At 35.0% G+C, this 23792-nt stretch carries 25 protein-coding genes and 1 pseudogene; 10 read left to right on the top strand and 16 right to left on the bottom strand.

Going from position 1 to position 23792, the window contains the following annotated elements:
* Positions 1-38: 38 nt before the first annotated feature.
* From ACFCYJ_RS12405 to ACFCYJ_RS12365, 9 genes are all read right to left on the bottom strand, one after another.
* Positions 39-935, bottom strand: a complete 897-nt coding sequence (locus ACFCYJ_RS12405; RefSeq protein WP_376074322.1) for an NAD(P)/FAD-dependent oxidoreductase — start codon at positions 933-935, stop codon at positions 39-41.
* 180 nt (positions 936-1115) lie between these two features.
* Positions 1116-1502, bottom strand: coding sequence for an Rrf2 family transcriptional regulator (locus ACFCYJ_RS12400; RefSeq protein ID WP_376074242.1), 387 nt, complete (start codon positions 1500-1502; stop codon positions 1116-1118).
* A 123-nt stretch (positions 1503-1625) separates the two neighbouring features.
* Positions 1626-1706 carry a hypothetical protein gene (locus tag ACFCYJ_RS12395; protein WP_376074321.1) on the bottom strand — a complete coding sequence of 27 codons (81 nt, stop codon included), beginning with the start codon at positions 1704-1706 and terminating at the stop codon, positions 1626-1628.
* A 3-nt stretch (positions 1707-1709) separates the two neighbouring features.
* The gene (locus tag ACFCYJ_RS12390; RefSeq protein ID WP_376074241.1) at positions 1710-2150 is read right to left on the bottom strand and encodes a mycothiol transferase; all 441 of its coding nucleotides are present in this window, start codon (positions 2148-2150) and stop codon (positions 1710-1712) included.
* Positions 2151-2289: 139 nt separating this feature from the next.
* Entirely contained in the window at positions 2290-3132 is an 843-nt protein-coding gene (locus ACFCYJ_RS12385) for a CPBP family intramembrane glutamic endopeptidase (RefSeq protein ID WP_376074240.1), read from the bottom strand.
* 133 nt (positions 3133-3265) lie between these two features.
* Positions 3266-3880: an NDxxF motif lipoprotein gene (locus ACFCYJ_RS12380; RefSeq protein WP_376074239.1), complete on the bottom strand. Its 615-nt coding sequence runs from the start codon at positions 3878-3880 to the stop codon at positions 3266-3268.
* A gap of 367 nt (positions 3881-4247) precedes the next feature.
* Positions 4248-5042, bottom strand: coding sequence for a MerR family transcriptional regulator (locus tag ACFCYJ_RS12375; protein ID WP_376074238.1), 795 nt, complete (start codon positions 5040-5042; stop codon positions 4248-4250).
* 326 nt (positions 5043-5368) lie between these two features.
* On the bottom strand, positions 5369-6205 hold the full coding sequence (locus ACFCYJ_RS12370) for a GNAT family N-acetyltransferase (protein ID WP_376074237.1): 837 nt from the start codon (positions 6203-6205) through the stop codon (positions 5369-5371).
* 308 nt (positions 6206-6513) lie between these two features.
* Positions 6514-7395 carry a LysR family transcriptional regulator gene (locus ACFCYJ_RS12365; RefSeq protein ID WP_376074320.1) on the bottom strand — a complete coding sequence of 294 codons (882 nt, stop codon included), beginning with the start codon at positions 7393-7395 and terminating at the stop codon, positions 6514-6516.
* Between the two features lie 138 nt (positions 7396-7533).
* Here ACFCYJ_RS12365 and ACFCYJ_RS12360 point away from each other — a divergent pair, with 138 nt between their 5' ends.
* Positions 7534-8298 (top strand): NAD-dependent epimerase/dehydratase family protein, encoded by a 765-nt coding sequence (locus ACFCYJ_RS12360; RefSeq protein ID WP_376074236.1) that lies wholly within the window; start codon positions 7534-7536, stop codon positions 8296-8298.
* A gap of 777 nt (positions 8299-9075) precedes the next feature.
* A complete protein-coding gene (locus ACFCYJ_RS12355) occupies positions 9076-9204 on the top strand; it encodes a hypothetical protein (protein WP_376074235.1) in 129 nt (42 codons plus the stop codon).
* A 306-nt stretch (positions 9205-9510) separates the two neighbouring features.
* On the opposite strand, the gene ACFCYJ_RS12350 is transcribed toward ACFCYJ_RS12355, so the two are convergent.
* Positions 9511-10395 carry a LysR family transcriptional regulator gene (locus ACFCYJ_RS12350; RefSeq protein WP_376074234.1) on the bottom strand — a complete coding sequence of 295 codons (885 nt, stop codon included), beginning with the start codon at positions 10393-10395 and terminating at the stop codon, positions 9511-9513.
* A gap of 134 nt (positions 10396-10529) precedes the next feature.
* Between ACFCYJ_RS12350 and ACFCYJ_RS12345 the strand changes: the two genes are divergently transcribed.
* On the top strand, positions 10530-11555 hold the full coding sequence (locus ACFCYJ_RS12345) for an alpha/beta fold hydrolase (protein WP_376074233.1): 1026 nt from the start codon (positions 10530-10532) through the stop codon (positions 11553-11555).
* 12 nt (positions 11556-11567) lie between these two features.
* A pseudogene (locus ACFCYJ_RS12340) lies at positions 11568-12170 on the top strand (MFS transporter); the annotation flags it as partial.
* 99 nt (positions 12171-12269) lie between these two features.
* Here the strand turns inward: ACFCYJ_RS12340 and ACFCYJ_RS12335 are convergent.
* Together ACFCYJ_RS12335 and ACFCYJ_RS12330 are read right to left on the bottom strand one after the other, a co-directional pair.
* Positions 12270-12683, bottom strand: coding sequence for an alpha/beta hydrolase (locus ACFCYJ_RS12335; RefSeq protein ID WP_376074232.1), 414 nt, complete (start codon positions 12681-12683; stop codon positions 12270-12272).
* Positions 12684-12730: 47 nt separating this feature from the next.
* A complete protein-coding gene (locus ACFCYJ_RS12330; RefSeq protein WP_376074231.1) occupies positions 12731-12997 on the bottom strand; it encodes a hypothetical protein in 267 nt (88 codons plus the stop codon).
* Between the two features lie 90 nt (positions 12998-13087).
* On the opposite strand from ACFCYJ_RS12330, the gene ACFCYJ_RS12325 reads away from it, so the two are divergent.
* Positions 13088-14290, top strand: coding sequence for a macrolide family glycosyltransferase (locus ACFCYJ_RS12325; RefSeq protein ID WP_376074230.1), 1203 nt, complete (start codon positions 13088-13090; stop codon positions 14288-14290).
* A 157-nt stretch (positions 14291-14447) separates the two neighbouring features.
* Here ACFCYJ_RS12325 and ACFCYJ_RS12320 read toward each other — a convergent pair whose 3' ends face one another.
* Positions 14448-14897: a VOC family protein gene (locus ACFCYJ_RS12320; protein ID WP_376074229.1), complete on the bottom strand. Its 450-nt coding sequence runs from the start codon at positions 14895-14897 to the stop codon at positions 14448-14450.
* Positions 14898-15137: 240 nt separating this feature from the next.
* On the opposite strand from ACFCYJ_RS12320, the gene ACFCYJ_RS12315 reads away from it, so the two are divergent.
* Positions 15138-16070, top strand: coding sequence for a helix-turn-helix transcriptional regulator (locus tag ACFCYJ_RS12315; protein WP_376074228.1), 933 nt, complete (start codon positions 15138-15140; stop codon positions 16068-16070).
* 96 nt (positions 16071-16166) lie between these two features.
* On the opposite strand, the gene ACFCYJ_RS12310 is transcribed toward ACFCYJ_RS12315, so the two are convergent.
* The gene (locus ACFCYJ_RS12310; protein WP_376074227.1) at positions 16167-17828 is read right to left on the bottom strand and encodes a M28 family peptidase; all 1662 of its coding nucleotides are present in this window, start codon (positions 17826-17828) and stop codon (positions 16167-16169) included.
* 306 nt (positions 17829-18134) lie between these two features.
* Entirely contained in the window at positions 18135-18674 is a 540-nt protein-coding gene (locus tag ACFCYJ_RS12305; RefSeq protein WP_376074226.1) for a GNAT family N-acetyltransferase, read from the bottom strand.
* 334 nt (positions 18675-19008) lie between these two features.
* On the opposite strand from ACFCYJ_RS12305, the gene ACFCYJ_RS12300 reads away from it, so the two are divergent.
* The 3 genes from ACFCYJ_RS12300 (at position 19009) to catA (ending at position 21684) form a co-directional block, all read left to right on the top strand.
* Complete coding sequence (locus tag ACFCYJ_RS12300; protein WP_376074319.1) at positions 19009-20091, top strand: helix-turn-helix transcriptional regulator; 1083 nt, start codon at positions 19009-19011, stop codon at positions 20089-20091.
* A gap of 227 nt (positions 20092-20318) precedes the next feature.
* The gene (locus ACFCYJ_RS12295) at positions 20319-20840 is read left to right on the top strand and encodes a GrpB family protein (RefSeq protein WP_376074225.1); all 522 of its coding nucleotides are present in this window, start codon (positions 20319-20321) and stop codon (positions 20838-20840) included.
* A 190-nt stretch (positions 20841-21030) separates the two neighbouring features.
* A complete protein-coding gene (catA, locus tag ACFCYJ_RS12290; protein WP_376074224.1) occupies positions 21031-21684 on the top strand; it encodes a type A chloramphenicol O-acetyltransferase in 654 nt (217 codons plus the stop codon).
* Between the two features lie 101 nt (positions 21685-21785).
* Here the strand turns inward: catA and ACFCYJ_RS12285 are convergent, their stop codons facing one another.
* Complete coding sequence (locus ACFCYJ_RS12285; protein WP_376074223.1) at positions 21786-22880, bottom strand: DUF418 domain-containing protein; 1095 nt, start codon at positions 22878-22880, stop codon at positions 21786-21788.
* A 436-nt stretch (positions 22881-23316) separates the two neighbouring features.
* Here ACFCYJ_RS12285 and ACFCYJ_RS12280 point away from each other — a divergent pair.
* A partial coding sequence (locus ACFCYJ_RS12280; RefSeq protein ID WP_376074222.1) for a helix-turn-helix domain-containing protein occupies positions 23317-23792 on the top strand: 476 nt, incomplete at its 3' end.

Here is a 23792-nt window from a genome sequence, read left to right as displayed (position 1 = left end):
TAAAGACCTTTAATATCCGTAATTAAGCAAAAATTTTTTTAAATTGTACTATCAAATACAACTGCCATCGCCACTTTATATCCTTCAGCAGCAGCGACAATTAATGAAGACTGGCCTAATTTAGCTGTCTCCCCCGCTGCATAAACATTTTCCTGTGACGTTCGGCCCGCCTCGTCCACAACCATGCTACCATTTTCATTTAATTGACAACTAAGTTGCTCTGCAAATTGATTTGGACGTATAAAATTAGGTACTATAAAGCCTCCCGTTCTTTCAATTTCAAGTCCTGAACTAAACACTATTTTGTTTAAATAACCATCCTCACCATGTAGATTTTTAATAGGCTCCGTAATGACGGTTATACCTTTTCTTTGAAGTTCATTCAATGTCGGAGCAGAAAGTTCATGACCATTTGTGGCAATCACTAAATCCTCTGACCAGTTATAAACAAGCTTTCCTTTAAAAAGTGTTTGTTCTTCATTTTCAGAAATAATAATTAGCGGTTGATCTCTTAATTCCCATCCATCACAAGTTGGGCAGCTGAATAAACTTTTCCCATAATCTGTTCGAATATCTGGAATTGATGGAAATTCCTCTTGAACCCCTGTTGCCAATATTATTCTCTCAGCAACATATTCAACTTCTTCTAACGTCTCAATTTTAAAAAATCCATTTGATTGTTTCGTAATATTCGTAACCGTGTTTTGATAATAATGAACTGACGGGTATTTTTTCACATCATTCAAAGCTACTTCTTTAAACTCAGCCGGTTTAATGCCATCTCGTGTCAGAAATCCATGTGATTCCTGCGTCACACGATTCCGATTTGTTCCATTATCAAATAACGCGACTTTTTTACGAGATCTTCCTAAAATCACACTAGCGTTTAATCCAGCGCCACCTGCACCGATAATTGCACAATCAAATAATTCCATCATGTAACAGTCCTCCATAAATTGTGTAGAGTACATGTTGTTTCGCTACACAACATGCCTTCAAGGCTCAAATTGAGATTAAAAATTCCTTCTAAGCTACTAGTCGAATTAATCACAGACTTAAAAGACTCTCCATATCCACGATTAATCAAAAAATAATGGTGGACGATACATCCACTACTATTTTTTCACAAGATCTGATATTTTGCTGTTTTTTAACTCATTCTCCAGTTTTTCTTCAGCAGATAACATTACTTCTTTTATGACACAATTAGGATCGTCATATAAACAGCAATCAAATAAAGACGATTTACCTTCAATTGCATGGATGATATCTAAAAATGAAATATCCTCCCAGTTATGACTAAGAGTATATCCTCCATTGGCACCTGATACAGAATTGATCATTCCCTCTTTTACTAACTTCGTAAGGATTTTAGACAAATACGTAGGAGAAACATTTTGCATCTCTGCTAATGGTTGGACACCAACTGGTTTATTCGGTGCTTCCTTTGCAAGAAAAAGCATTGTGTGTAGTGCATAATTTGTAGCTTTAGAATATTTCATACTATTTTTCACCTCAATTAGAGACTTTACATATCTATAATAGCATCGAATTGTTGCCACTTCAATATTTGTGTCTGTATGTTGATTTTGAGGTGATCATCAACCATTTTCTTAAGATAGCGGCTAACTTTCTCTCTTTAAAACGGACAGCATCTGAAAGATCTGTCCTCTATGATGGGATTCGTGTTCGAGGAGATGGTAAATAACCTATTCTGGTGTGACATCGTAATGAGGGAGTTTTCTAGATTCATGCCAATCCTCTAAGTCCATAGAACGAAAATGGAAAAGCAGTTCATTACGTACACATTGCAAACGGTGTAAATGTTCGTCTAAACTTTGCCCCATTACGTGACTCAACATACCATCCTCATTACGGTCTTCTTGAGGGAATAAGGAACGAATCTCTGTACTCCATTCCCCCCCAAGTACCTCTTCATAGAGCCAGTCTGCCTCAATTAAAGCGATATGATATAACAACGATCCGATTGAGTGTGAGTGACTGTTTAATTTGGCATCAAGCTGTTGCTGACTTATGTCTGATACTTTTTTGATAAGCGTACGCCGAACATCTTCCAAACACCATATCCATCGACCAATCTCTGGTTCAAAATCAGATAAGGAGACGACAACCAAATTTTCTCTTTTCATCTAATGTTCCTCCGTATTCAATTTGCCTATTTGTAGCAATTATAATCTTCTTGATGTTTTGCAAAATATCCTCCTGTTTAGAAATATTATGTAAATTCTAATCAAAATATAAATCCACTTCATGTTAATATGATGGGCCTTATTTTGAATACGATGTTGATTTTAGGTACTCGCCTTCTGTTGTTTCTTCCTTTCCATACAATACGTTGTTTGGGTTGATAATGATGATTAAAACAGCTACCCCAAAATAAAAAATGGCGTTATACATAATTAAATCGAGTAAGTTTCCGTTTATTATGCCAATAAAAAAGTTAAAGAATTGGTGGATGATGATGGGGATGATTAAATTCTGATTTAAGTTATAACACGCTGTCATGACGATTTTAGTAGACATGATTGCTATCATAAAGAATAGAATATATTTGATTAAATCGATTCCTACAAGCCCTGTAGTAAACCATATGGGCAGATGCCACATCCCCCACCAAAATCCAATAATAATCGAAGCTTTTAATGGTGAATTCTTCTTTTGAAGCTCAAGTTGAGCGAAACCTCTCCACCCTAGTTCCTCTCCTAGTGGTCCAGAAAGAAGGCTTTTAAAAAAGAAGTAAATCAGCATTCCCCATGAAGAAACAGTAAAAATAGAATCTACGTCACTATTTTTCGATACGAAATACAAAATCATCAAAAATATCAAGGTTTGAATCATAATCGTAGTAAGAATCACAGAAAATTTAAGTTTATTGTTGAATTTATCTTTTACAAATTGGATAAAACTTTGCCCTGGATAGATTTTTTTAAATAGAATTACAAAAGCAAAGGTGGAAGACCATGCTGATATGCAAAACATTACATCAATAACCCACGAAGGAAATCCTAACATGCTGATGGCTCCTACAAGACAAAAAAGTGGCAAAAAAATAATATTGGTTAGTACAATAAAGCTCGCTACTGGTTTTTTAAGTTTCTTTTCTCTAAACATACACATTCCCCGCTTCAAACTTAGAATATCTAAAGCTTAAACCTAGGGGTTACTCACAGGTCAATACTTATACCATTAAAATTTCGACAAAAAAATACCCTTCAAAAACAATGAAGGGTAAAAAATATTCTTTCTATTCATCGAAATATGTAGTTTTAATTTTTTTCTCGTCCAAAAATTTTTCGATTTTTAGTTGCTGCCTTCCGTTCGCTTTAGTAAAATGCTCTGAAGCAAAATCTGTTATTTCTGTCAAACTACCATTTTCAACCGCTCCAACAATTTCCTCATCAAATTGTGTTAAAGTTGCCCTGATTGATGAAACAAATTCATAAATTGTCTTTGAAGGTTCTTTATAATCATCTGGGATACTATTATTACTTATAAAATCATTGAAATTCGCATCATTCTTTTTCCCTTGATCCATTAATTCATTTAATTTTTTCTGATCCGATTCAGTAGCATCCTCATCTTTATAAACAATTGTTTCCATTTCTTTATCGATTACATGGCTATAATCCATATACTTTTTGATACTTGTTTTCATTTCATCTTCACTAATAGTTTCATTCTTTTTAGTAGAAACAAATAGATCGTCTGGAATTTTAACAGGTACATTGCTAACAGAGTTTTCCTTACTTTCTTTATCGCTTTCTTCATTGCTCTCTTCGTTAGTCGTTGTATCGTTTGAACAAGCACACATCAATACAACAGTGAATGCCATTAATAAATATAAAGTAAATCTTTTCATTTTAGTCTCCTTCTTAATCCCAGATTTTTAAAAATTGTTAAAGCTTTCACTCCCTTTAATAAATCGGTATTCAATTGTTGAATTAATTGCTGACCATCCATTCATCTGTTGCCAGCATCCTTATTCATACCATATCAAATCATCTCTACATCCTCGTGTGCTTACAATAAAATGATTTTATCTAAAATAAGATCCATCTCATACACATCGTGTCATAGTGTACTAGCTAAATAGTACACTATGACTTCCAAGTTTTCAAGCATCAAATTCAAAAAAAAGGAAGAGCTATTAAATAAATGGCTCTTCCTTCATGAAATTATGTTGAGTAACGTACGCCTCTTTAGCAATGAGGAGGGAAACAATAGGATCACTCGATAGGTACATAAATCTCTAAAAATACACGTTCAAGACCATCTTCATAAGTTGTCAGTAATAGATTTATATAAACTTGTCCCAACAGTTCATATCCTTTTTCTATTGCAAACTTTCTTAAATTCGCTTCCACGTGTTGATCAATACTTTTTCCACCAGTTGACCATCTTCCATCTTCAATAATTGTATAAATACATTTTGGATGAGATAAAATTTCACCTTCTATTTCTTCATCAAGGTCTTCCACTTTTCTTACAATTATAAACTTATCATTTATAATACCTATATCATTGAATTGGATGACTCTTCTTAAAGAGGTGAGCGTAACTGCTTTTTTTAAGCTCTCTGCATTCTTTTTTAAAGTGTCATATTCTTCATACGCAGTAAAATGTTCTATTTCTCCTTTTATTGCTAAAGGTTTCAATTCCTTAACTATGTACTTTCCTAAAAATTGTTTGATTTTCTTACAATCTTCTTTTACTAGTTGAATCTTTTTCAATAGAAGTTTTTTATATTCTATTTCCAATAAAACTTCTTGTTCTTTTTCTTCTAATAATGATTGAATGCCATCAATACTTTTACTCTTTCTTAATTCTTGGATTTTTTTAATTTCAATATCAATTTCCCTATAGAAATTTACTGTTGTTATATCATAAATATCAAAATGATTGTATTTTCTATACCCATTCTCAATATTTTGCTTTGGCTTTACTAATTCCTTTTCCTCGTAAAATTTCAAGGTATCTCTAGATACACCTAAAAAATTAGCTACTTGCCCAATTGTGTACATTTTAGTCTCCTATCTTGCTGCAAATTTTTTATGATGTTTCACATTATCTTATTTTAACCACTTAACCATATTATACCATTTAGTTAAATAGATAATGCCAGATGATACTCTTCTCTTGTAAATGAGTATAGAATGATAATTTTTCGTATTAGGTTTGATTTTGAGGCACAGAGGCAAAATGAGACGACGACTGTTTATCTGGATCAGGATTTCGATTAAGTGAAAAGTTTCTCAAAATTAAATACCGATTTTTTCTTAGCATAGAAAAAATCGGTCTGTTTTTTTAATGAAAGAATGGGCGCAACAATTATAAACCCGCTCCTATCCTACTCGGACTCCCCAACAGTGCAGTCAGGGGAAATTACATCCCACTTTCCAAGCAGCGTCAAGCCAGCTGCTTTAGCTAAGAATGTTGAAGCTTCGTTATCGAGCTGGCATCTATACTGCGGTTCGTATCCCTGCTCATAAGCGTACTTGCAGATTGAACGTACCACTTTGCGAGCATGACCTTTTCCCCTAAAAGATGGAAGAGTCAGTACGCCAAGATCCGTAATTTGCAAATCTTCTTCCCAAGGATACATGCTAGCAGCGCAGACCAAGCGATCTTGCTCAAAAGAGCCGAACACTGCCCAGTGATCCAACTCTACATAAGCGTCCTCCAAGTCTTGTTCAGAAGCGGAAGACTCGAACTCTGAGAAAATTGCATCATCTCGTTCTGTTAATTGGCGCAATGTACCTTCCAGGTCTTCTTGCAGCAAGACGTTCTTTTCTGCTTCTGAAAAATAAAAAAGATAATCTGCGCCATGCAATGTGACGCCTGCTTCATTTAATTTCTGGCGGAAAATCAGCTCTGACAGTTCTTGTTCTTTAGAAAGATCTAACTTTTTGGCCATCTCAGGCGTCAAGACTGCCAAAATCCGACCGTCAGCAGTTTCCAGCACCATGACCCGACTGTCTTCGCTCAGGTCAGGGTTGATGGTGACCGTAAAGTTTTCATCGTTGTAGATAACGTCTCCGTTTAAAAATTGCGACTTCCAATAGTCAGTTATCGTTTGTGAAAACATACTCATTCCCCCTATAATTGAAATTATATTTAAAAATACCATATTTACCCTATTATTTTCTAACCATTTTGTTTTTCTAATTTTTTCTCCATAGTTCATTTACCTAATTCTAGTAAACATTTACTTCAAAATTGTAATTATTTAATCATTCTCTCGCATTCTTTATTTTTTCGGCTAAGCATTTTTTCACGACTTTCACCTTAAAAAGACACTTAGGACGATTTAGTAGTATTATAAAGCTTCACACCGTGCGAAGCTCAAGTATTTTTATAAGTGTAAAAAAATGCCAAATAAGATTTTGAAAGAATCTTCAAAGAATAGTTTTTGAAAAATGGTAAAATAAAAGCCTTGCGACACTTTTTATGTAACAAGGCTTGTTAAAGCTGATTCATTTTTAATAAAGATATTTAATTAAAGCCCCGCATTTTTACCCATTTCTCCGTTATCTCAGCGAATTTTTTAACTGCTGGTGAAATAGGCGTTCTGATGGCTAATCCAATCGTTCGAGTTTGCTCTAATTCAAGTGGTATGACCTTTATGGTATCCAATCCTTTGGGGATGATCATTTCCGGTAAAATGCTAATACCTAAATTATTTTCAACCATAGAAAAAATAGAATTTTCGTTCATATTCTCGAATCGAATATTTGGCTGGATATTGTTCTCTTTAAAAAATAGTTGTATATCGTCAAAGCACTGATAAGTTGGCATGATGAAAGGAGCATTTTCTATATCTTCCACCGATAGATGTTTGTTGCTATGTAAAGGTGATTGCTTTGATACTACACATAAAAGTGGCTCAGTCTTTAACTTTACAATATCGAATGAATGTAAAGAGGTAGTTTTGTTATTAACAAAACCACAATCCACTTCACTATCTAATAACCATTTTTCTATCTCGGCATAATTTCCTTCTATTAGTTGTATTTCTATATCAGGATATCGCTTCTCCATTTCTTTGATAATATAAGGTATCCAGTTTGTAGATATACTACTAAATACCCCTACCTTTACCGTCCCTTTATTCAATCCGTTAATAGCGTTTACTTCCTGCTTTAACATATCGTTATAATATAGAATCTCTCGAATCGTGATTAATAGATCCTTCCCATTTTGAGTTAGCTTAATTGCAGAGTTGTTACGAATAAATAAAGGAAAGTTAAACTCTTTTTCTAAACTTGTAATGGCATGACTTACAGCAGATTGCGTTAATCCTAATTCCTCCGCGGTTTTCGTAAAGCTATTTACCTCTGCCGCTTTACTAAAAATTTCATACTTTACTAAACTCATCGTCGACACCCCAAGAAATTTTTTCATGTACTTCATTATAATTATTCGCTGTATTAATGACAAACATATACTTATAATCAGAACAAGCTTAGGTAAAACATTGTTTTTATTTAATAAAAACGTAAAGGAGCGTTTATCATGGCACAGAAAATTTTAATTACAGGAGCTGCTGGAAAGATTGGTCAACAGATAACCAATACTTTAATGAAGCAAACAAGCTATCAATTAAGATTGGCAGACATTAATTTATCTCCATTAGAAAAATTTAAAAAGTCGCCAGATCATGAAGTTACATATCTAGATGTTTCTAGCTTAGAAGATTGTCAGGAAGCATGTAAAAACATAGATATTGTTATTCATTTAGCAGGAGATCCTTCTCCAGATGCAGATTTTTATACTTCTTTATTAGAGAGTCATATCAAAGGTTCATACAATATATTTAAAGCCGCATCGGATAACGGTGTAACAAGAGTCATAGCTGCTTCAAGTGCTCAAACAGTTGAAGGATATCCACTAGACTTCCAAGTAACCGAATCATCACTCGTTAGACCAAAGAATATGTATGGGGTTAGCAAATGTTTCGTTGAAGCACTTGCATCTTATTTTGCTTATGAGAAACAGTTGCAAAGTATCGCTATCCGTATTGGTGCTTATGACGATTACAAGCCTGAGGGTCAGCCACTTTCAGCTCGAGACATGAGTGCGTATATAAGTCCAGAAGATTTTAGTGATCTTCTTCTAAAAACGATTTCAGCTAAAAACCTGCCTCCCTTTTCAATCTTACATGGTATATCTGATAATCGTTTTAAACGTTTAAATATTGAAGAAACAAAAAGATTAGTAGGATATACTCCGTATTCAGATGCGTTTAAATTGTGCGGAATTAAGTTTTTTGACCGTTAAACGTTACATACACAAAGCACATATCAATTATGCCGAGGCATAATTGCGTCCGGAGGCTTTGGGCCAACAGATGTTTTTTGCGCGAAAGCGTTGCGTCAGCAGCAACGTGTTTTGTTTGTGCGAAAGCGAAGCGACAGCAAAAGGGTTTTATCTGCGCGAAAGCGAAGCGGCAGCGGCAATAGCATGATGTTGGTCACTCGGTCGTGTGTTGCTGTCGCTGCAGAGGTCAGCCCCTTTCAGCTCGAGACATGAGTACTGATGTAAGGCAGAAGACTTTAGTGACCTTCTCCTCATCTGTTTCTAGTTTAGAGAAGCAAGAAATGTAATCCATATTTCGATGAAAATTTAAATGTTTATAATTTAATATAAGTATTGAAAATATGTATAGGAAATAAAGTGAAACATCAATCAGTGGGGGTTTCCTCCCCCATTGATTGTTAGTTGAACCGATCGGGCTTTTACGGGCAGTTGATCTCCCACTTATATTTTTTATTTCACTTAAATCTTGAAGTGGGAATCTTACTGCCCGTTAATGCGGGATAAAAATGACTCAGATTGCGAACACAGAGATCATTAACCAAAGATTTTATACTAAGGAACTTCCGTGATACGATTTCTGCTAAAAACCTGCCTTTTTTAGATCTTACGTGGAATTTTTAATAAATGTTTTAAACATTTAAATACTGAAAAAACATAAGATTGGTAGGATACATATCGAATTCAGCTTTTTGACCGTTAGACATTGCATACAAAGCACATTTAAAAGGAGAATTTTCAGTGAAGAGCCTAACAAAAAACGCTAAAAAGGAAAAGATTATTCAGTCAGAACAGATAGAAAATAAAAAGAAAAAAACTTATAAAGACTACTGGAACGAAATTATTAAAGCTCTTATTGCTACCAAGTAAATCTTTAATAATATATTAAATTGATATTAATAACGCCACGGCATATAAGCCCCAACAGAATTTCAGGTAAGTTTTCTGAATTTCCCTATATCCCATTGACGTTTTTGAGGTAGCAATCATCTCAAATTCTATCATGAACTAATTTCAACATCGAGCCCTACACACTTCCGAAAAACGGTCGATTCAAGGTTTTAAATGAACCCCGATTCGACCTTTGCCTCTTCTATCCGATTTAACTACGGTGCGGTGGTATGAATCGTTTGCGCCCATACATTCGGGGATATTAAATATGCTATTAACTTGACTCTATTTTAGTACACTTCTTGCCAATTCGATAAAGACCTTCATTGATGGTGATATCCATTTCTCTTGATGCCACAGCATTTGAGTAGCAAATCGTATTTCAGATAAATCCCATGGTAAAGCGATCAGTTCTCCCCGCTCCATCTCTTCCTTTATCGCCATTTCAGGTAGTAAGGCAATGCCGAGCCCAACCATTGCGCATTGTTTAATGGCCTCTACACTATTAAACTCTAGTTCCGTTAAGCTGTCGGCCCCCTTCCTCAGTAACGTTCGATAGAAGAAAGTCCGATAAGAGCAACCTTTTTCACTTAATAGAATTTGCTCTCTATTAAAATCTTCTATGCTTAATGTAGAGCGTGTCGCTAATGGATGGTCAGGTGAAACTACCATAAGAAATGGTTCGTCCATTAAAAGCTCTGTATGAAGATCCGTAGATATGACAGGTTCATCCAGCATAAAGATCACATCAACATTTCCTTCTCTCAGACTTTGTTTCAAATTGTCACTAGACAAGGGCCTAAATAAAAGACGAACGTGCGGATATCGTTCGCGAAAAAGCCGGAGCAATGCAGGTAGCCGGTATGTACAGAGCACTTCGTCTGCACCGATTATAACCGTACCAGTTAATTCACCGCTTTGACTTGAGACATACCGAGCCTCCTCTATATCATTTAAAATTTTGTTGGCATAGGGTAACAATTGCTGGCCTGCATCTGTTAAAACAACACTCTTGCCTAAGCGATCCAGCAGCTTAACCCCCAATTCTTCCTCTAAAGCCTTAATTTGCATGGTTACAGTAGACGGAACATAGTTCAATACTTCGGCAGTACGGCTAAAACTGCGTGTGGAAGCAAGCGTCCAAAATGTTTTAAGTTGGCGAATTTCCATTGAGACAGCACCTCTTCATTCAAAAAAATTGAATATTATGGTCAAAAACGTTTCGTTGATTTGATGGTAACAGTACCGTAAAGTAAAAATCAAGCTTCAACACCAAATCTTGTATAACGAAGGAGAATCACATAATGAAAGATTACGAAATTTATTCACTGGGAGATGTCGTGCTGCAATCGGGCGAAAAGTTGTCTCAAGCCTTTCTTGCCTATAAAACCTATGGAGCTTTAAATTCCACCAAGTCAAATGTAATTGTCTACCCTACCTGGTTTGCTGGTCAGCACACTGATAATGAGTGGTTGATTGGACCTGGTAAAGCTCTCGATCCAGACAAATTCTTTATTATTGTGCCTAATATGTTTGGGAATGGTCTTTCTTCCTCCCCAAGCAATACACCAGCCCCTTTCGACAGAGCAAATTTCCCGCTCATAACGATTTATGATAATGTTCGGCTACAACATCAGCTTATAACCGAGAAATTTGGAATTACAAAGATTGCTCTAGTCGTTGGCTGGTCGCTCGGAGCGCTGCAAACCTTTCAATGGGGAACAAGTTATCCTGAGATGGTCGAGCGGATTGCACCGTTTGGCGGAACAGCAAAGACCAGACCACATGCGCAAGTTGTTTTTGAAGGACTTATCGCAGCATTGCAAGCGGACTCCAATTGGAAGGAAGGTTTCTATTCCCATCAGCCTGTAGCAGGACTCGCCGCAATGGGTCGCACCTATGCACCTTGGGGATTTTCTCAGGCTTATTATTTGGAGCAGCTCTATCAGGTAGAGGGATACTCGACGTTAAAGGCATATCTGGAAGACTATTGGGATCAAGTGTTTCTTTCTTTTGATGCCAACGACTTAATTGCTATGCTCCGTACAGGGATCAACGGGGATATTAGTGCCAATCCTCAAGACAACAAAAATTTTGAACAGGCATTAAACAAGATCACAGCTCATGCCCTTGTTATGCCAGGATCGACTGATTTGTTTTTTCCTCCTGAGGATAATGCATATGAGGTGAAACATATGTCTAATGCTGTTTTTCGGTCAATCGAATCTAAGTGGGGACATTGCTTTGGAATTGGACAAAACGAACAGGATTCTCTCGTGATAGATAACCATCTAAAACAATTTTTGAAGTCAGCTAGAGCAGAGAACTAGATAATGGATCTTCAGCAAAAAACTATTACACTCGGAATGCAGCTGTCAATTTTGAAAGACAAAAAGATTGTTCTTGCGCTTGCTACTACACTGCTCTATATAGGAGGATACTCTACGCTGTTTACTTACATTACTCCATACTTACAAGCAAATGCCAAGTTGTCGGTAGCTACACTTTCCGGCATTCTGTTACTCTTTGGTCTTTGTAGTTTTTTCGGCTCCAAATTTGGTGGAGTGATTGCGGATACAAAAGGACCGAAGTTCATGATCTACACTGGTCTGTCCGTCCAAGCCGGAATGCTACTGCTACTAACTTGGGCAGTTGACTTGATTTATGCTATCATCCCGTTGATCATGATATGGATGGTGGCCACATGGGCGACCTCACCAGCACAGCAGTTGTACTTGGTTTCCTTAGTCCCACACTCACCTGATATTGCTCTTAGCGTCAATACTTCGTTTATCCAGTTCGGTTTCGCTCTCGGCTCGGCAATCGGGGGACTGGTAATCAGCAGTTTCTCCATAGGGAATCTCGGCTGGTCGGGACTCATAATGGTCTTACTGGCGCTCCTTCTAGCAGTCCGGTTGTTTGCTTACAGTACATGTAACAAGTAACTAAGACAAAAAAAGTCGATTCCTTTGAAAAGGAAATCGGCTTTTTAGTTTTGATTTTACTTAACATACAAAATTTCGCTCCAGGCTATCCATTTTTCATCAATTTGCTTGTAAAGTAAATTCCGGGTGATCACCAATGGTTTGCTCTAATAACTTAAATGGCTGTTGTTTTAAATGGTGATCGAAGAAATCTAGTGAGTAATCGTTAATAAGGTGGTGAGCACTTCGTATATTGACTCCATCCATCTTTTCATATAACGGTAAAAACGAGTAAAAATCAGAAAAACCCATATGCGTCATATTTTTAATTTGAAGCCAATAATTTTTATGTTGTGCAACATCCTTATCCTTCGATAAAGTTGCCTCTATTAATCCACCGAAGCCCTCTGTACCTGTGCCCTCATCGGCAGTCATCACCATAAAGGGTTTCTTCAACTCGCCCGCGGAAATTGGACGTTTGCCATATGGAAATCCATCCATATTGATAGCTGCTTTAATTCTAGAATCCCTCATTACCATCTGAGTAGCTGTTGCACCACTGAATGAATGACCAAACATACCTATGGCATATCCATACGGTCTGTAAAACGATGGTCTGGATCGGCTTTGGCCAACTTTTCCACTTGGTCCAGTACATATTTTGCATCTTCCACCCAAACTTCATTAGCTTCATTCCAATAAGTAACTGAATCCGAATCTTGCGGTACATAATTAGCTACTCGTCCATCTGAAAAAATAGAAACTACGCTACTGTAGGTGGGAATCGGCGTTGTGCTTGGCTGTTCACCTAAAAAAGATAAATGCTTAAACTTGCTAAAAGCTTTCACGGTGTTTTACCATAGTTAAGCAATGATATGTGACAGTATCCATTACTCTTACACAATCTTGAAAATATCTTTACTTAAGGAGTGGTAGAATTGGCACGTGTTTTATTTATTAATGGTGGATCAGAAGGACACATCAATCCAACTATTGGCGTTGTGCAGGAGCTAATATCGCGAGGAGAAGAGGTCGTGTTCTTTACGATAGAAGCTTTTCGGGAACGTATTGAGAAGACGGGAGCGACTGTGCGCACGTTTGACGGTCAAAAATTTATAAAAGCCTTTATTTCAGGTGGAAGAAATCATTTGCTCGAAAGGATCAATGGACTTTTACTTACTGCAGATATCGTCATACCTAGCGTACTTGAACAAATTAAAGGAGAACATTTTGATTACATCATCCACGATTCTATGTTTGGTTGTGGTCATCTAATTGCCAAAATCCTGAAGCTTCCGGCAATTAATTCATGCACATCTTTTGCAGAGACTAAACTATCATTCGATCAAACATTAGAACATCTTTCACAAAATGTCCCAACTGAAGTTTTAACAAGAATAAATGATGATTTTCTAAACCTGACAACAAAAATCAAAGAAAAATATGGTGTTGACATCAGTTCACCTTATGAAGTTTTCTGTAACCCGGCACCACTGACAATCGTTTATACAACGAGGGAATTTCAACCTTTTGGAGAAGCATTTGACCAATCCTATAAATTTGTAGGTCCCTCTATCTCTTCACGCTTAACGCAAGAAGACTTCGACCTTACAGCACTCAAAGGAAAAAGCTCCATTTACATTTCACTCGGTACTGTCTTAAATCAAGCCATCGATTTCTATAAGCTGTGTTTTAAGGCATTTGGGAATACTGAGCATACGGTTGTCATGTCTATTGGGGGACAAACTCAACTTAGTGAATTGGGAGAGATTCCTGAAAACTTCATTGTAAAAACTTATGTTCCACAAACCGAGTTGCTAAAATATACAAAATTATTTATCACACATGGTGGAATGAACAGCACAAATGAAGCTCTCTATAACGGGGTTCCGCTAATCGTAATTCCACTAAGTGCGGATCAGCCAGTAATTGCTGAGCAAGTTACCAACATCGGAGCAGGTACTCAATTACAAATGCAAACCTTGACGGCAAGTCAATTAAATGAAGCTGCCGTTCATGTATTAAACACCCCTTCCATCCATAAAGCTGTTGCAAATATTAAAGAATCCTTCCAAAAATCAGGTGGGTATCACAAAGCTGTTGATGAGATTTTTAAATTTAAAAGTCAATACGGTATTTAAAAGCTGCCATTATTGGTGGCTTTTTTAGGTACTTGAAGTAATGGAGTGGGACTTTATAAAGAAATATTTTTACGTAGATCAAAAAAGCTGGGTAAACATCCCCAGCTTTTCTGCACATATTTAGTTAAAAGAACAGCGACAAACAATATATCATTTGTTAATGTAATCTATCATCAAACATTAATTGTATTTGAATACCAAACGGATCTTCGATTATACCGTATGCTTTGCTAAAAACATTATTTGATAACGGAACAATAATTCTAACTCTCTTATCTGTCGTTAAGCTTTTGTAAAAATGTTCGATTTCTTCTAAGTCCGCACTTTGAATACACAGTGAGCTGTTGTTCCCCACTACATATTTTTCTGATACATCCATTGTATCTTCTGCCAACATAACCTTTGTTTTTCCGATTGTTAAAACGGAATGAGTAATATAATGTTTATTCTCCTCAGTAATCTGCAACGAGCTGTCGCGTTTTGCCATGTCTTCATAGGTAACGAGTAACAATTCCTCTGCGTTAAAATGCTTTTTGTAAAAATCGACCGCTTCTTTAGCTTTTCCGTTCATGGATAAGAAAATAGCTACTTCTAGTGTTGTACTCATATTATCAATCTCCCTGTATAAAATCATTTTTGGTAAATATCTTATCAATTGATATTACCTTGACTCTATTTTAAGATATAAAGGTATCAAAACATGACACCCTTATCTTCATTCAGTAGAAGACTCCCACCTCTAAAGTTGTGAGATGATTGCGGATATGGTTCCTTTTCAGAGGGTGTCCAAACACAATTCAAAATCGAGATGCAATTACGCCAAGAAGAATTTGATGAGGTGATTCACATGAAGAAATCAGAAAGATTAAATGACATGATTAGATACTTGAACAGTCGGGAGTACTTTAATTTAAGTGATCTAATGGCTAAATACAATATTTCCAAAAGTACGGCTCTACGTGATATTAGTTCATTAGAACAATTGGGTATGCCTATTTTTGCTGAGCATGGCAGACATGGACGTTACGGTATCTTAAAAAATAGATTGTTATCCCCTATTATTTTTACAATTGATGAAGTATATGCTCTGTACTTTGCCATGCTGACGCTAGAATCTTATCAATCAACCCCATTCCATTTAAGCGTTCATAAACTTAATGAAAAGTTCGAAAACTGTCTGTCGAACAATCAAATACAGCAAATTCATAAAATGAAAAAAGTTCTACAATTTGAAGTAAATCAGCATCATAATGTTAGTCGTTTCTTAGATAAAATTTTAAAGAGTATTCTTAATGAAAGTAGCTGCAAGATACAATATTTGAAAAAAAACGAGCAAAAAAGTTACCATGTACAATTTTTCAAAATTTCCGCTAGGTTTGGTCAATGGTATGCAACTGGCATAGAGTTCGATACGCATAAATTTAAAGTTTTCAGATGTGATAAAATAACCTTCATAGAAGAACTTAATTCTCAACTTTCTATAGATGAACTTATTAGTCGTTCATTAGAAATTTATCAATCCAAGAAGAGTATTGATTTTGAAGTAGAGATTTTAGCACAAGCAAAGGATATTTTTTATAAAGAACATTATCCTTCTATGAAATTAGAAATTGATGATAAAACAGTTGTAAAGGGATTTTATAATCCTGGAGAAGAGGAATTTATCGCTAACTATTTTATGAGGTACGGTCATAGTGTAATATCAGTCAGGCCAGAATCATTAAAACAAATTATTCAGGATAAAATAGAGAGCCTCTTTAATCACTATCAAAAATTATAATTTTGGGGTTGTACAGCCGAGTAACTTTAAATAAATGATTTTTCTTGGACAAAGAAAAGGAGAAAACGAATTCGCTTTTCTCCAACTTTAATCCGTCTATGCTTCATCATCAAAAGCCATTAACCAATTCACAATTGCTACTATTGGGAAGATAATGATTGCCGTTAGAATGGCTATTATAGGTGCCATACTAATTGTTAGTGCAACATATATCAAATACATAATTGGCGCAAGTAATAGAATACTTGGAACTGTCCATCCTGCAACTGCTATATATGGATACACACCCTTCCGCCAATTAGCTTTCAATATGATTGGTAAAATCAACAGCAAACTTATGATTGCTGGAATCGTAAAAGCGTAACTAATACCTTTGAACGTATAACTAGTCAACGCGGCCAATAAAATCCATATAGCCTGCGTACTCATCACGAAATTCGCCGAGCCGTATCTTTTCGAAATCCACTTCGCAAAAAAGAGACAAAACACCATCGCGAGTAAGACCAACACCGTAAGAATCGTCGGATCATACGTACCAAACATCGCCATATTATATTCATTTATTTCACCGATCAATACAATTGTAGAAAGACGCATTAGCAGAAAATAGAAGATGAACATCGCAACAAGACTACCTATTATCGCTAATAAGCTTAAAGCAAATCCCTTAATCTGTATCACTTTCATTTTAAAGCTAAGGATAAATATTGCGACTGTTAAGACAAGTAAAGTAATCATCAATGGGACTACTAACTTTTCGGAATACACAACTAGTATTTTTTTCATTAACGGGAAGTAAATCGCATTACTTTTACTTTCCTCTATCGTTTGAAATTCCTTTGCCTCCATCATCATAAACTTTTTCACTAAAGGAAGAGCATAGCTCCCGAAGTGACGAATTGTTGCCTCGTCACTATTTTCCACACGATCTATCTCTGCATGATACGCCTCTAATCCATTCATATTCGCAAAATTATAGCCTAATTTTTTTGTCACTTTCAATTCAGTAAAATCGGTATCGTTCGGCATCCTTTTATACATTTCAGAAGCAAATGAATAGGCAACAGGATATGGAACAATCTCTTTATACAATTGCACTAACCTTAAATCATTTGAACTCGTTTCAAACATAATCGGTACTCCCGTATTGCCTCTCGCTTCGAAATTTAACATAACGCTCACTTTATCTAAAACTTCCGCTCGATCTTTAAGTGCACTCGCTCCAAGTAAACCCAGCTCCTCACCGTCTGTTAAAACAAAATAAATAGAATTTTTAGGTGCCGGCATTTGTTTTAGTGCTCTTGCTGTCTCCATAATTGTGACAACGCCATAACCATCATCGGATGCTCCAGGGGTTTCTGTTACAGAATCATAATGAGCCGTTAGTAAAATCGCATGATCATCACCGGATGTCCCTTGGATCTTTGCAATAATATTTTCAATATTTTTTGCACCTACATTTGAAGCATACTTCTCACCTCTAAGATCCTTCACTGGCTTCGATTGAATTTCAACAGGTATATCGAGATGTTGAAAGTGTTTGACTATATAATCCCTTACCCTTTTATTCGCAGGAGAGCCTATTGGATGTGGTTCCTTTGCAACTTCCTTTAAATAATTCAGAGCTCGATCTGATGAAAAATCCTTTTCGGTTTCCCCCATTTCTTCTTTAGAAGGACTCAAAAATTGACTAAAACTAATAAACAGCGTTAACAATCCTAGTACTAGCGAAAAAATAAGCCATTTTCTTTTTTTCATCTATTTCTCTCCTTCTTAAATTTTCTTAGTTAACCAAATACATTATATGTTTCAAATTCAATTTCCTTACTTTCTAAACGTTTTTACTCTAATAAGCAATTGGTTCACCAAAAAATCTAACAGAACGGTCAATAATTTTAATTAAAAAAAGATGACAGCTGCACAATACAGACATCATCTTCTTCAAGTTGCCCAGAGTTTTTTTAAAAATGTCCTTTACAAAGGGTACACTTTAATCCAGCAAGAGGTTTTTATTTTTTGTGTATTAATGAATTTAGAAAAATTTAGTACGAATAGATAATGAAATTAATCATTTGGATTTATAATGGCTAATATCTGATGGTCTTCCCAACAATCGTTTATTTTCACACTTTTCTTAGCTATACCTTCTTTATGAAAACCAGCTTTTTCTAAAACTCGAATTGAACCGAAGTTATGTGGCATAACACCTGCCTCAATTCTATGTAAAGTAAGTGTATTAAAAGCATAGTCAACAATGAGCTTAGTAGCTTCAGTAGCGTAACCTTTGCCATTTTGTTTCTTATCTAAGAAATAGCCAATAATCGCATTTTGAAGTGATCCACGATTGACCTGAAATAATTGAATGGTACCTATTAATTCATCATTATTTTTTTGGAAAATCCCAAATTTGAACTCAATATCTTGTTTTGAGTTTTCTTCCCACTTTTTTATTAAATTCTTTTGATGCTCTAAAGAATAAAAATTAGTAGGACGATTCATTGAATATTGCTCAAAGAAATCTTTATTTTCAATTTGCAATTGTAATAATTTCTCCGCATCTAATAAAATAAATGCTCTTAAATAAATATTTTCACTGTTTAACATCTTAATCCCCTTTCTTTATGAAAACATCCAGTATAGCATATCCTTCCAGTCCACCATCAATAACCGCACATTTGTAAACCAAGATACTCAAACTATAACTAAATCGCACTCTTTGGAGGTACGTTAATGATAGATGGTAGGAAAAAAAGGAAATAAAACAAAAGAGGTATTACTGAATGCTACAATATCTTTAATAGCAGAAAAAGGTTTTTCAATCAAGACCGAGAAAAAACACCGTTTGATTTATTTGAGCTATTATTAAACGATTTTTACACAACGAATATCAAAACCCCTTTCCATTCTTCACTATAATTAAAAACAGGAGTGATGCATGATGAACAATATGATTCAAGATATGATTGATTGGATTGAAGAGCATCTATTTGAGGGGTTTTCTCTGATAAAACTAAGTGAAGCAATGGGCTATTCTTCTTATTACTGTTCCTTTAAATTTCATCAAATAACGGGCATTAGCATTAAACGATATATGACCCTTAGAAAAACCTATCTTTCTTCAATCAGTCTTAGTGAAACAGATGAAAGGATCATTGAAATAGCGATCAAACATGGCTACTCGTCCCAAGAAGCATTTTCTCGTGCTTTCAAGGAAATATTCGGTGTTACCCCCAATGCCTTTCGTTTATGTCCTGAACCATTGCAATCTTATGTAAAGCTCACTATGAATGAAGCGAGGAGTTATTATATGGATATTTCAAAAAAATTAAGAATTGAAGATTTACAAAAGCATGTGGATAATCATTTTGATCATGAAGTATTGAACATTTTAAATGGACAACATATGTACGAAGAATTCAGTTCTCAACATTTGATGGGAAAAAGCGATTACGTACCTTTTAATGAAGCGATGTGTGTACACGACACCGTTAAAACCATTTTTAGCGACTCATTCAATCAGGTTAGAGCGACAGGACATCAAGTCTCATTAACAGAATATGAAACAATTACAGTTGCACCACTTAATAAGACATTATTTTCAAAAAAATATCAATGTATCGTTCTCTGGTTTGGTGAAGATATGTTCTGTCAGATGAATTTAATAACGATCTTAGCTTATTTAGAACAAATATCATTTAAAGGAACTGTTTATTATCATTCGGTGAAAGAGCAAACATATGATGTGAAAGAAACTGAAATAACTTTAGGTAACTTTTTTGATATATATGAAGCAGTATTATTAGACCACCGCATGCCAGATGTAGAACTGATGCCTGTCATGTATCAAGGAATCAAATTGTATTTAGAATTGTTTCAAAGCGATAACGAAATAACAAAATACATTCAAACACATCAAAATCTTCCTCACCGTGAAATCGTTCGAAACTTGCTGCATCTTTTCCCTCAATATGGTTTAGGGGATTCTCAATATTTAGAATTAATTAAAGCAACACAAAAATAAAAATTGAGCGTTGCTTACCTCCCCTTTAGAAGTGGTGAAGAGTTGCTATCAAACTCTTCATCGCTCATTTTAACAGCACGAAAAAACGAATCTCCTGCTTTGAAGAGAAAATTAAAACATTTTTTGTTTTCAAACAGCATCATTGACAATGCATTAGATTTTTTATATTCTGTAATAATGCATAAAATTTGTAAAGTATCATGAAAATAAAGAATGAGGTGTATTGAATGCGAATTATAAAAGTTGTAGATTATAACCACAATTGGAGCAGCGACTATCAGAAAGAGGAACGTTCTATTAGGGCGATCCTTCAAGAAGAATTGGTGAATAGTTTTCATATTGGAAGCACATCAGTTCCAGGTCTAAAAGCAAAACCCATTATTGATATTTTACTAGTCGTCAATGATATTCATAAATTGGATTCATTTTCTAAGCAATTTCAAGAGATTGGATACGAAGTTAAGGGCGAATTCGGGATTACTGGAAGAAGATATTTCCGTAAAGGTGGCGATCATCGCACACATCAAATTCACGCTTTTCAATATAGCAACATTGAGGAAATTGGAAGACATTTAGCATTTAGAGATTACCTTCGAGAGCATCCCGAAGTTTGCAGGCAGTATGGAGAAATAAAGAGCCAACTTGCCATGCAGCATCCAAATGATATTGATGGCTATTGCGACGGGAAAGACGATTTTGTTAAAAACGTTGAAAAAGATGCTATTAAATGGCATTGGACTATCCGTTAATATAAATTTTCAATTAGTGGCTGTCCTTGAAAGCCCTCTTTACTATTATAAGGATATAGAATATTGAGTAACAAAAAAGTGGATATAATTTTTTATCAGACACTATCATATACGAGGGTGAAATCTATGAAAAAAGCAGTGAAAATAGCCTCCTAAATAAAAAGTAATAATATTTAGGAGGCAAATAATAATGAATTTCAATAAAATTGATCGAAAGAGCTGGCATCGACACGAGTATTTTGAGCATTATATTACCCAACAAACAACATTTAGTATGACGTCAGAAATAGATATTAGCATTCTGTATAAAAACATAAAAGATAATAATTTTAAGTTTTATCCAACATTCATATATATGGTAACAAAAGCTATCAACACTAATATTGCATTTAGAACGTGTTTTAATAGCCAAGGAGAATTAGGTTTTTGGGAAAAACTAAATCCAAGTTACACGATTTTTAATGAGGAATCAGAGACATTTTCGAGCATTTGGACAGAAACATCGGATAATTTTAAACAGTTCCATCAGAATTACGAAAGTGATTTAAAGAAATATAACGGTAGGATAAGTTTATTTCCAAAATTCCCTATTCCAGAAAATATTTTTCACATATCCATGATTCCATGGAGTTCATTTACTGGTTTTAATCTCAACATCAATAATGGAGGTAATTACCTTTTACCGATTATCACTGCAGGTAAATTTGTGCAGAAGGAAAATGCTATTTATCTTCCTGTTTCTTTACAAATGCACCACGCTGTTTGTGATGGTTATCATGCAGGCTTATTCATGAATTACCTTCAGAGTTATGCCGATGAATCCCATAGCTGGTTATTAGATTGAATATTTTCCGCTAGAACCTGCTTCTTTTGTAGAAAGCGTTCCTGCTTATTACAGGAACGCTTTCTACTCTCACCTTATGTAACAAAAATTCACTTCCGCTACTAATTTGTAATTTTTCTCATCACCCACTCAATCGGTCCCCTTTTAAATTTTCTGCTCCATAAAACAGAAAAGAAAATACTCGCTACGAAAAATAATATTGTAAATACTAATGAAAATGCTAACGTTTGGTTTTCTAATCTATTGAATAAAGCCAATATGCCAACTCCGATGAATACATGGCTTACATAATGCGTTAATGTTAATTGTCCTGTTTGTATTAGTGATTTCGTCAACCATTGTCCAGCAAACTTTTCTGCTATATAAATAGAAGCAACGATGACAATGATCGCAGAAGCGGAATTTGATAGCATATATAAAATATTTGGTGGAATTGGCCCTGTTTGAAACAAGAATTCTGCACTGTTTAAATCTAATACCGATAGAGATAGTCGCATTAATACTTTTGAAAGTACCTCTATTGTTATGAGTAGAATTATAGAAATAAACAACATTTTGTTTCTTACAGCTTTCTCCGATAAATCAAGTCTGCCAAGGATCATTCCAAGCAAAAAGAAACAGACCCAAGGGAATACTGGATGATACCCGTTAAACAAAAGATTTCTGCTAAAACCTTCTATTGTCCAAAAATCAAGATATTCCATAAATGGTTGTTCAGGATGCCATCCATGCAAATAATTCATTGTCACTTGGAAAATTTGCGAGGTTATTAAAAAAAGACTAGATAGGATGATCATGAGCTTTGTAGAAGCTACAATAAGAAAGGAAGCAATCAGCATATAAACGCCATAATAATGGAGGATATCTCCAGTCCAATCTGCAACATATAAAAGTAAACCTAGAATAAAAAGAAAAGCGGAACGTCTCCATAATTTCATCCTATTTTCTTTAATAGAAGAAAGGTCACCGCCATTTCTAGCTTTTCTTGTCATCAAAGCAACTCCGATACCCGCCAACGTAACAAAAGTGGCAGACGCTCTTCCTTCGAAAAGTCCTGTAAACCATATAAGCCAATCTGGCCCTCCCCCTGCCGCTCCCATAATAATTTTAAAGTTAACTATAAGCATCCCAAACATAGCCAAGGATCTTGCGAAATCTAGCCCTTCAATACGTTTAGATTGCAACTGTTCGGTCATAAATGTTCCTCCTTATGTACACTATTCATAGCCTAATCTATTGGCCAATAGTTAAATTACGACATCCTTTTTATAGATATAATAGACTTTTTATATCTATATGAAGGATTGATGAAACCATTATTTATCAGAAACCTATACACTTTTTATTATTGCCCCTTCTTAATACATCCTCACTATAAACTATAGGGTTGACCTAATGTCAAACCAACTTTTGTTTGTGCCCACCTCTCCATTCATTTGCCCAATTATTCATTGGTAGATGCTAAAACCTACACGTCGCAAATCCGTTAGCTGTATCACATGAAATTTATACCTACAAATTCTTATATTCATTCCTTTCATTATCAGTGATTGTTTAAGGTTTTATCTCAGGTTTATTGTTTGACATTAGGCTAGCCCTAGGGTTTATATTTATCTAGAGAAGAGGGATATTATGGATGAAACAATTACAATAAATCAATTGGCTAAAATATTTGATATCAGTCATCATCAAATACGATATTACGAAGAAAAAGGGCTTTTATTTCCATCCTACACAGATAATAATAGATATCGAAAATATTCTCTTAAGGAAATTTATCAACTTGCTCAAATATTAATGTTGAGAAACTTAAATCTTTCAATCGCACAAATTAAAGAGGTTTTATCTTCGTATGAAAAAAATGATTATTTGAGTTTATTAAGTGAAAAATCAAAAGAACTTTCAGACGAAATATACAAACTACAAAAGATTAAAAAGGCAATTGATCACCATTATGTAAATATTACAATCAAAAAAGTAAATTCAATAAAATACTTAAAAGAAAGTCATTTAGAAAAAATAATCACTTTAAAAACGAATGAAACTTTATCAGCCAAAGATTTTTTAAAATTACAATTATCAACGCAATTTTTTTATAATGATGTTAT

The organism is Lysinibacillus sp. NPDC056232 (genome assembly GCF_042267565.1).
In the GTDB taxonomy this organism is placed as follows: Bacteria; Bacillota; Bacilli; order Bacillales_A; family Planococcaceae; genus Lysinibacillus.
This window is presented reverse-complemented; position numbering and strand designations above follow the sequence as displayed.

Excerpts from the sequence above, each read along its gene's own strand:
- ACFCYJ_RS12370 (WP_376074237.1), bottom strand. The coding sequence starts at position 6,205 with ATGAACTATGGAGAAAAAATTAGAAAAACAAAATGGTTAGAAAATAAT.
- ACFCYJ_RS12380 (WP_376074239.1), bottom strand. The coding sequence starts at position 3,880 with ATGAAAAGATTTACTTTATATTTATTAATGGCATTCACTGTTGTATTG.
- catA (WP_376074224.1), top strand. The coding sequence starts at position 21,031 with ATGAATTTCAATAAAATTGATCGAAAGAGCTGGCATCGACACGAGTAT.
- ACFCYJ_RS12315 (WP_376074228.1), top strand. The coding sequence starts at position 15,138 with ATGAAGAAATCAGAAAGATTAAATGACATGATTAGATACTTGAACAGT.
- ACFCYJ_RS12305 (WP_376074226.1), bottom strand. The coding sequence starts at position 18,674 with ATGTTAAACAGTGAAAATATTTATTTAAGAGCATTTATTTTATTAGAT.
- ACFCYJ_RS12320 (WP_376074229.1), bottom strand. The coding sequence starts at position 14,897 with ATGAGTACAACACTAGAAGTAGCTATTTTCTTATCCATGAACGGAAAA.
- ACFCYJ_RS12390 (WP_376074241.1), bottom strand. The coding sequence starts at position 2,150 with ATGAAAAGAGAAAATTTGGTTGTCGTCTCCTTATCTGATTTTGAACCA.
- ACFCYJ_RS12405 (WP_376074322.1), bottom strand. The coding sequence starts at position 935 with ATGGAATTATTTGATTGTGCAATTATCGGTGCAGGTGGCGCTGGATTA.
- ACFCYJ_RS12345 (WP_376074233.1), top strand. The coding sequence starts at position 10,530 with ATGAAAGATTACGAAATTTATTCACTGGGAGATGTCGTGCTGCAATCG.
- ACFCYJ_RS12365 (WP_376074320.1), bottom strand. The coding sequence starts at position 7,395 with ATGAGTTTAGTAAAGTATGAAATTTTTAGTAAAGCGGCAGAGGTAAAT.
- ACFCYJ_RS12350 (WP_376074234.1), bottom strand. The coding sequence starts at position 10,395 with ATGGAAATTCGCCAACTTAAAACATTTTGGACGCTTGCTTCCACACGC.
- ACFCYJ_RS12285 (WP_376074223.1), bottom strand. The coding sequence starts at position 22,880 with ATGACCGAACAGTTGCAATCTAAACGTATTGAAGGGCTAGATTTCGCA.
- ACFCYJ_RS12385 (WP_376074240.1), bottom strand. The coding sequence starts at position 3,132 with ATGTTTAGAGAAAAGAAACTTAAAAAACCAGTAGCGAGCTTTATTGTA.
- ACFCYJ_RS12300 (WP_376074319.1), top strand. The coding sequence starts at position 19,009 with ATGAACAATATGATTCAAGATATGATTGATTGGATTGAAGAGCATCTA.
- ACFCYJ_RS12375 (WP_376074238.1), bottom strand. The coding sequence starts at position 5,042 with ATGTACACAATTGGGCAAGTAGCTAATTTTTTAGGTGTATCTAGAGAT.
- ACFCYJ_RS12400 (WP_376074242.1), bottom strand. The coding sequence starts at position 1,502 with ATGAAATATTCTAAAGCTACAAATTATGCACTACACACAATGCTTTTT.
- ACFCYJ_RS12360 (WP_376074236.1), top strand. The coding sequence starts at position 7,534 with ATGGCACAGAAAATTTTAATTACAGGAGCTGCTGGAAAGATTGGTCAA.
- ACFCYJ_RS12335 (WP_376074232.1), bottom strand. The coding sequence starts at position 12,683 with ATGAGGGATTCTAGAATTAAAGCAGCTATCAATATGGATGGATTTCCA.
- ACFCYJ_RS12310 (WP_376074227.1), bottom strand. The coding sequence starts at position 17,828 with ATGAAAAAAAGAAAATGGCTTATTTTTTCGCTAGTACTAGGATTGTTA.
- ACFCYJ_RS12295 (WP_376074225.1), top strand. The coding sequence starts at position 20,319 with ATGCGAATTATAAAAGTTGTAGATTATAACCACAATTGGAGCAGCGAC.